This window comes from Sulfitobacter sp., assembly GCF_041552635.1.
GTDB lineage: Bacteria > Pseudomonadota > Alphaproteobacteria > Rhodobacterales > Rhodobacteraceae > Sulfitobacter.
Window position 1 is genome coordinate 1 of record NZ_JBFEKM010000196.1, and the last position, 6,475, is coordinate 6,475.

7 protein-coding genes are annotated in these 6,475 nt (G+C 59.3%); 4 read left to right on the forward strand and 3 right to left on the reverse strand.

From position 1 onward, the window contains the following. The first annotated feature begins 21 nt into the window (after nucleotides 1-21). From ABYT07_RS17915 to ABYT07_RS17930, 4 genes are all read left to right on the forward strand, one after another. Nucleotides 22-1,155, forward strand: a complete 1,134-nt coding sequence (locus ABYT07_RS17915; RefSeq protein WP_372993388.1) for an acyl-CoA dehydrogenase family protein — start codon at nucleotides 22-24, stop codon at nucleotides 1,153-1,155. Continuing rightward, the gene (locus ABYT07_RS17920) at nucleotides 1,136-1,564 is read left to right on the forward strand and encodes a PaaI family thioesterase (RefSeq protein WP_037227793.1); all 429 of its coding nucleotides are present in this window, start codon (nucleotides 1,136-1,138) and stop codon (nucleotides 1,562-1,564) included. Before ABYT07_RS17915 ends, ABYT07_RS17920 begins: the two co-directional genes overlap by 20 nt. Beyond that, nucleotides 1,561-2,334 carry an oxepin-CoA hydrolase, alternative type gene (locus tag ABYT07_RS17925; protein ID WP_372993389.1) on the forward strand — a complete coding sequence of 258 codons (774 nt, stop codon included), beginning with the start codon at nucleotides 1,561-1,563 and terminating at the stop codon, nucleotides 2,332-2,334. The genes ABYT07_RS17920 and ABYT07_RS17925 overlap by 4 nt, the downstream gene beginning before the upstream one ends. A 78-nt stretch (nucleotides 2,335-2,412) precedes the next feature. Next, the gene (locus tag ABYT07_RS17930) at nucleotides 2,413-3,906 is read left to right on the forward strand and encodes a class I adenylate-forming enzyme family protein (RefSeq protein ID WP_372993390.1); all 1,494 of its coding nucleotides are present in this window, start codon (nucleotides 2,413-2,415) and stop codon (nucleotides 3,904-3,906) included. Between the two features lie 83 nt (nucleotides 3,907-3,989). Here the strand turns inward: ABYT07_RS17930 and rpe are convergent, their stop codons facing one another. From rpe to ABYT07_RS17945, 3 genes are all read right to left on the reverse strand, one after another. Then, nucleotides 3,990-4,679, reverse strand: a complete 690-nt coding sequence (rpe, locus tag ABYT07_RS17935; RefSeq protein WP_372993391.1) for a ribulose-phosphate 3-epimerase — start codon at nucleotides 4,677-4,679, stop codon at nucleotides 3,990-3,992. A gap of 107 nt (nucleotides 4,680-4,786) precedes the next feature. Then, entirely contained in the window at nucleotides 4,787-5,788 is a 1,002-nt protein-coding gene (locus tag ABYT07_RS17940) for an NAD-dependent epimerase/dehydratase family protein (protein WP_372993392.1), read from the reverse strand. Beyond that, on the reverse strand, nucleotides 5,785-6,475 hold a 691-nt coding region (locus ABYT07_RS17945), incomplete at its 5' end, for a 2Fe-2S iron-sulfur cluster-binding protein (protein ID WP_372993393.1). The genes ABYT07_RS17940 and ABYT07_RS17945, both read right to left, overlap by 4 nt.

The window sequence follows — 6,475 nt, forward strand, 5'->3', positions numbered from 1 at the left end:
AACAACGATGGGAGGTGGAGCATGAACTTCGACCTGACAGAAGAACGCCAAATGCTTCAAGACAGTCTGCGCCGTTTCCTGCGCGACAAATACGATACCGCGACACGCAACAAGATCCTTGAAAGCGACACAGGGTTTTCCTCTGACATCTGGAACGGTCTGGCCGAACTGGGCGTCATCGGCGCGCTGTTCACCGAAGATCAGGGCGGCTTTGGCGGTGCTGGTTTCGACATCGCGGTTGTGTTCGAAGAACTTGGCCGCGCGGGCGTGGTTGAACCGTTCCTTGATACGGCCGTTCTTGGCGGCGGTCTGATCGCCGACCTTGGCAATGACGACCAAAAAGTCCATGTCGAAGAAATCATCGGCGGCGCGTTGCAGGTGGCCTTTGCCCACGGCGAACCCACCAGCCGCTATGACATGAACCGCGTTAGCACCACAGCCAAAGCCGATGGCGACAACATCGTTTTGAACGGTCGCAAGGCCGTTGTTGTGAACGCTGAAAACGCCGACATGCTGGTGGTTTCCGCCCGCGAAAGCGGTGATATTGCGGATGAAGACGGCATTTCGCTGTTCCTTGTTCCTGCCGACGCCAAAGGCATCACGCTGCAAGGCTATGCCCTGCTGGCCGGTGGCCGTGCTGCAGAAATCACGCTGGATGATGTGACTGTGCCCGCTTCGGCCCGTCTGGGTGATGCTGGCAAAGCCTATCCCGCGATCGAGGCACGCATTGCTGCCGCCAACGTCGCGATTTGTGCCGAAACGCTGGGCGCAATGGAAACGGCTTGCCGCCTGACACGCGAATATCTGATGACGCGCAAGCAGTTCGGCAAGCCGATTGGCACGTTCCAGGCTCTTGCGCACCGCATGTCCGACCTGCTGATCGAGATGGAGCAAGCACGCTCTGCCGTGATCGTCGCTGCCGGGCATCTGGAAGAGGGCTACAAAAGCCGCGAAAGCCATGTGTCTGCCGCGAAAAACCTGCTGGGCCGCGCGGGCCGTCTGGTTGCCGAAGACAGCATCCAGATGCACGGCGGCATTGCCATGACACAAGAATACGAACTGGCCCATATCGCCAAGCGTATCATCATGGCCGATCATCGCTTTGGCGACACAGACCACCACTTGGAGCGTTTCATTGCCATCGCAGCAGCCTGATGAAAGCTTGCTGATCCGGGACGAGACCGGCACCCAAACGCTGGTCGGGTATGTCGTTGACATATCCGATCCGCCCCATGGGCGCTGTTATCTTGATCTGGGTCCGCAACACCTGAACCGACACGGGGTCCTTCATGGCGGTATCGCCGCCACATTGCTGGACAACGCCTGCGGGATGACCGGATCGCTTAGCGTTGATCCCAAAGGTCTGAACCCGTTCCTGACAATCTCGTTGACCACGCAATTTCTGGCGGCGGGCAAACCGGGGCGGGTGACGGCAACGGGTCGGATCAAGGGTGGCGGGCGCAGCCTGCTTTATATCGATGCGGAGCTGGTCCACGAGGATGGAACCGTCATCGCCACATCGACGGGCGTGTTCAAACGCGTCCCACAGGAGAAACTGACATGAGCGCACGGATTGAGGACAAGGGCGACCGGATCATTGTTTGGAACGGCAATGCCCACAAACGCGGTGCGCTGTCGCCCGAGCTTTATGCCTGCATCAAAGAGGCGATTGAACTGGCGCACGAGCCCCGCGTTCGCGCCGTCATCCTTACATCCGAGGGCGATTTTTTCTGCGCAGGCGGCGACCTGAATGTGTTGATCGCCCGGCGCGACCTGCCCGAAGAGGAACGCCGCAGCAAGATCGACGAACTGCATGATGTGGTGCGCGCAATCCGCAGCAGCCCTGTGCCTGTGATCGCCGCTGTTGAAGGTGGTGCCGCCGGTGCGGGCCTGTCCTTTGCGCTGGCTTGCGATCTGATCGTTGCCGCAAAAGGTGCGAAATTCACGGCGGCTTATGTCAAGGCGGGCTTGGTCCCTGACGGCGGGTTGACCGCATCGCTGGCGCGGACATTGCCACGTCAGTTGGCGATGGAGATGTGCCTGTTGGCGCAGCCTGTCACCGTTGACCGGATGTATGATCTGGGCGTGGTCAATGCGCTGTCCGAACCGGGGGGCGCAATGGACGGGGCTATGGCCTATGCCGACCGTCTGGCCCAAGGGCCACGGCAAGCGCAGTCTGTCATTCGCGGCTTGGTCGCCCAAGGCTATGATGTGACAGAGGCCGCGCAACTGGACGCTGAACGCGACGCCATGGCCCGTGCCTCTGGCGCGTCCGAAGCCGCCGAAGGTATCGCCGCGTTTCTGGAAAAACGAAAACCAAATTACGGCGGCTGAAAAGCAGTCCGACTGAATACCCGCTTTGAGGCCAAGATGGCCCAAAGCGGACAATACCTGCGGGGAGGCAGAGCTATTATGGCGCGCGTAGAGGAATATCTTGCACATCAGATCACCACACGGGGTGATGCACCGGCGCTCAGCGATAGCGTGGGAACCCGCTGGACATTCAATGAGCTTGGCAAAGCGGCTGACGCTGTGGCTGACCAATTGAAAGCAGCAGGGGTGAAACCAAATGACCGCGTTTTGCTGCTGTCGGAAAACTGCGGTGCAGCGGTGGCCACGATCTTTGGCACATGGAAAGCGGGGGCTGTGATCATCCCCGTGAATGCACGCCAGACCGAGGGCGAGGTAAAACGCATTCTGGATCACGCGGCACCTGCTGCTGTCGTGATGACCACGGGCGCATCGCCAGATGCGGTGAAACACGCGGAACACATGGGTGCCAAGGAAATCACCGGTGCTTTCGGGGCGCTGCATCTGGCCACGCCTATTGCCAGCAATCCCGACGCTGACCTAAGCGACGTCGCTGTGTTGCTGTACACAACCGGCACGACGGGCGACCCCAAAGGCGTGATGCTGACCCATGCCAATGTGCGCTTTGGTGGTATGACCTCGGCCAATCTGCGGGGCATGACACCGGGTGATGTGGTTTACGGCGTGTTGCCGCTGACCCATGTGTTCGGTCTGTGTTCGGTGCTGACGGCGTCATGTTATATCGGCGCCGAAGTCCGGCTTGAGGCACGGTTTTCGGCTGAAAAACTGTATAAAGCATTGACGACGGGGGTTAATTTCCTGTCCGCCGTGCCGCAGATGCATGCGCTTTTGATGCAATACACCAAGGAAAAAGGCCTGACCCAGCTGAATTCCGAAACCCTGCGTTATGTGTCGTCGGGGGCCGCGCCGCTTGATCCGGCATGGAAGCGCAAGGCCGAAGGGTTCTATGGCGTGGCGATCCAGAATGGCTATGGCATGACCGAAACCACCGCCGGTACATCCGCGACATCCAATCCGATCGGGTCGCCCGACGTGTCGGTTGGCCCCGCGCTGCCGGGGATCGAGGTCAAGATTGACGACACCGTCGAAGGCGGCAGCGCAGGCACAGGCGAGGTTCTGACCCGTGGCCCGCAGATCATGAAGGGTTACTATAGGAACCCGACCGAGACTGCGAAAGTGGTTGATGCGGACGGGTGGCTGCGCACAGGTGATCTGGGCAAGCTTGATGAACATGGCCTGCTGCATATTCTTGGGCGGTCAAAAGAACTGATCATTCATGGTGGGTTCAACGTCTACCCGCCCGAGGTCGAAGCCGCGATCAACGACCACCCGCAGGTGATCCAGTCCGCCGTGATCGGAAGGACCAAGGATGGCGATGAGGAAGTGCTGGCCTTTGTCCAGATCGCCGAGGGCGACAGCCTGGATGCCGACGATCTGCGGGCTTTCGTGAAAGAGCGGCTGACCGGATACAAGCGGCCCAAGCACATCATCATCGGTACTGCCCTGCCAGCGGCACCTACAGGCAAGATTTTGAAGCACAAGCTGATCGCAACATTCAAAGATCAGTTGGGCTAAGCCAGCTCACTTAGCCATTGAAAAAGGCCGGACACCATGTGGTGTGCCGGCTTTTTTATTTCTATCTATGCCGAACGAAGTGCTTAGACGTACACACCCGCAGCCGCTGCGCGGATTGCGCGGATGTTTTCGCCGTAAGGCGCAGGGTTCGAGACAGACCCACCCCGGAACACGGCAGAGCCTGCAACCAGCACATCGGCACCCGCCTGGGCGACCATGGGGGCCGTATTCACATCCACACCACCGTCAATCTCGATATGGATCGGGCGGTCGCCAATCATGGCGCGCAGGGTTTTGATCTTGTCTGACATGTCGATGAATTTCTGACCGCCAAAGCCGGGGTTCACGGTCATCACACAGATAAGATCGGTGATATCAAGCAGGTGTTCGACCGCCGAAGCGGGCGTGCCGGGGTTCAGCGCCACGCCTGCCTTGGCCCCTGCGCCGCGGATCGCCTGCAAGGTGCGGTGAATGTGGGGCGTGGCTTCGACATGGGCGGTGATGAAATCGGCACCGGCCTGCGCAAAGGCATCGATATAGGGATCTACGGGCGAGATCATCAAATGCACATCCATGATGCCCTTGATATGCGGGCGGATCGCAGCACAGGTCGTGGGGCCAAAGCTGATGTTGGGCACAAAATGGCCATCCATTACATCGACATGGACCCAATCTGCGCCTTCCGCCTCGACGGCGGCACATTCGGCACCGAAATTGGCGAAATCAGCGGCAAGGATCGAAGGGGCGATTTTAACAGAGCGGTCGAAAGTCATTTTAACGGGCCTTATTGAGAGAGTTGGGCGTTATGTAGGCATTGACGGCGCTGGTGGCAATCGGCGGAGCCTTCGGCGAGGATTTTAGACCATTTGGAAATCAAAGATCAGACTTTATAATAGTCGCGGTACCAGTCCACGAAGTTTTGCAGGCCCGTTTCAATCGGGGTGACGGGGCGCTGACCCGTGAGGTTTTGCAGCAGTGTCGCATCAGCCCAAGTGGCGGGCACATCACCCGGTTGCATATCGTGGTAGGTTTTGATCGCTTCGCGACCGCAGGCTTTTTCGATGGCTGCGATGAAATCCATCAGCGGCACGGGGCTGTCATTGCCGATGTTGACCACGCGGAACGGGGCGACGTTTGACAGGCTGTCGTTTTCAACGGGCGTGTCACCGGACACGGTGTCGATCAGCGCAAGGATCGAGGCGGTGAGATCATCGATATAGGTAAAATCACGCTTCATGTCGCCGTGGTTGTAGATGTCGATCGGGTCGCCGTTCAGGATCGCTTTGGTAAATTTGAAATGCGCCATGTCGGGGCGGCCCCAAGGGCCATAAACGGTAAAGAACCGGAACATGGTGATCGGCAGATGATAGAGATGCGCATAGCTGTGGGACATGTTCTCGGTCGCCTTTTTGGTGGCGGCGTAGAACGACATTTGCGTGTCGACTTTATGCGTTTCGGCATAGGGCATTTCGGTGTTCGAGCCATAGACCGAAGATGTCGAAGCCAGCAGCATATGGGCTGGAGGATAGGCGCGGGCCGCTTCGAGCAGTTCGAATGTGCCGATCAGGTTTGCCTCGACGTAGTCGCGGGGGGCTTCAATGGAATGGCGCACGCCGGCTTGGGCTGCCAGATGCACCACCGCATCGGGGCGATGCTTTTCGAAGAGCGCCATCAGCGTGCCGGGCGTTTCCAGACGGTCGTTGATCACGCTGAACCCTGCGTGCTGGTTCAACATCGCTTGGCGGCGTTCTTTGAGGGCGACGTCGTAATAGTCAGACAAACAATCCAGCCCGATCACTTTCCAGCCAGCGTCCAGCAATGCGATAGAGGTAAAATATCCGATGAATCCGGATGATCCTGTGACAAGGGCGGTGCGGGTCATAGCTCAATCTCCAAGACGCCACCGGGGGAAGCCGCGCGGGACTGGCACAGGATCATAGCCGTCTCGCGCTGCTTGGCGGAGAGGACGAAATCGCGGTGCTCTGCCTGCCCGGACAGCAGCGTGCATTTACAGACACCGCATATGCCATCTGCGCATTTGATGTCCAGTTTGATATCCGCGGCGATCAGGGCATCGCTGGCGGATTGATCGGCGCTGACGGGGATATCGCGACCATCGGGCAGGCGCAGGATGAAGGGATGGTTGGTGAATTCGGGCTGCACAGGCGGGGCGAAATATTCTAGATGCAGGGCTTCGTCGGGAAGGCCCCGTGCCTTTCCCGCCGCCATCACCGCTTGCATGTAGGCGTCAGGGCCGCAGGTATAGGCGTGGGTGCCGTTGGGCGCACTTGCCATCAGGGTGTCCATGTCTGCGCGCGTGCCATCGGCGCTGATATGAAGGTGAACGCGGTCAGCCCACGCGACATCGGCCAGCAGGGGCGCGAAAGCGGCGGCCGTTCGGGTTGGGGCCGAGTAATGCAGTTCAAAGGGGCGTCCAAGCGCGTGCAAGCGGTGGGCAAAGGCGATCATCGGCGTGACGCCGATCCCGCCGCCGAACAGCAAGCTATGCGGCGCGTCCTGCACCAGTTCAAAGTGGTTAACGGGGGCAGACACAAAAACCCGCCGCCCT

Coding starts and splice junctions, on each gene's coding strand:
- ABYT07_RS17915 (WP_372993388.1), top strand. CDS start 22: ATGAACTTCGACCTGACAGAAGAACGCCAAATGCTTCAAGACAGTCTG.
- ABYT07_RS17925 (WP_372993389.1), top strand. CDS start 1,561: ATGAGCGCACGGATTGAGGACAAGGGCGACCGGATCATTGTTTGGAAC.
- ABYT07_RS17930 (WP_372993390.1), top strand. CDS start 2,413: ATGGCGCGCGTAGAGGAATATCTTGCACATCAGATCACCACACGGGGT.
- rpe (WP_372993391.1), bottom strand. CDS start 4,679: ATGACTTTCGACCGCTCTGTTAAAATCGCCCCTTCGATCCTTGCCGCT.
- ABYT07_RS17940 (WP_372993392.1), bottom strand. CDS start 5,788: ATGACCCGCACCGCCCTTGTCACAGGATCATCCGGATTCATCGGATAT.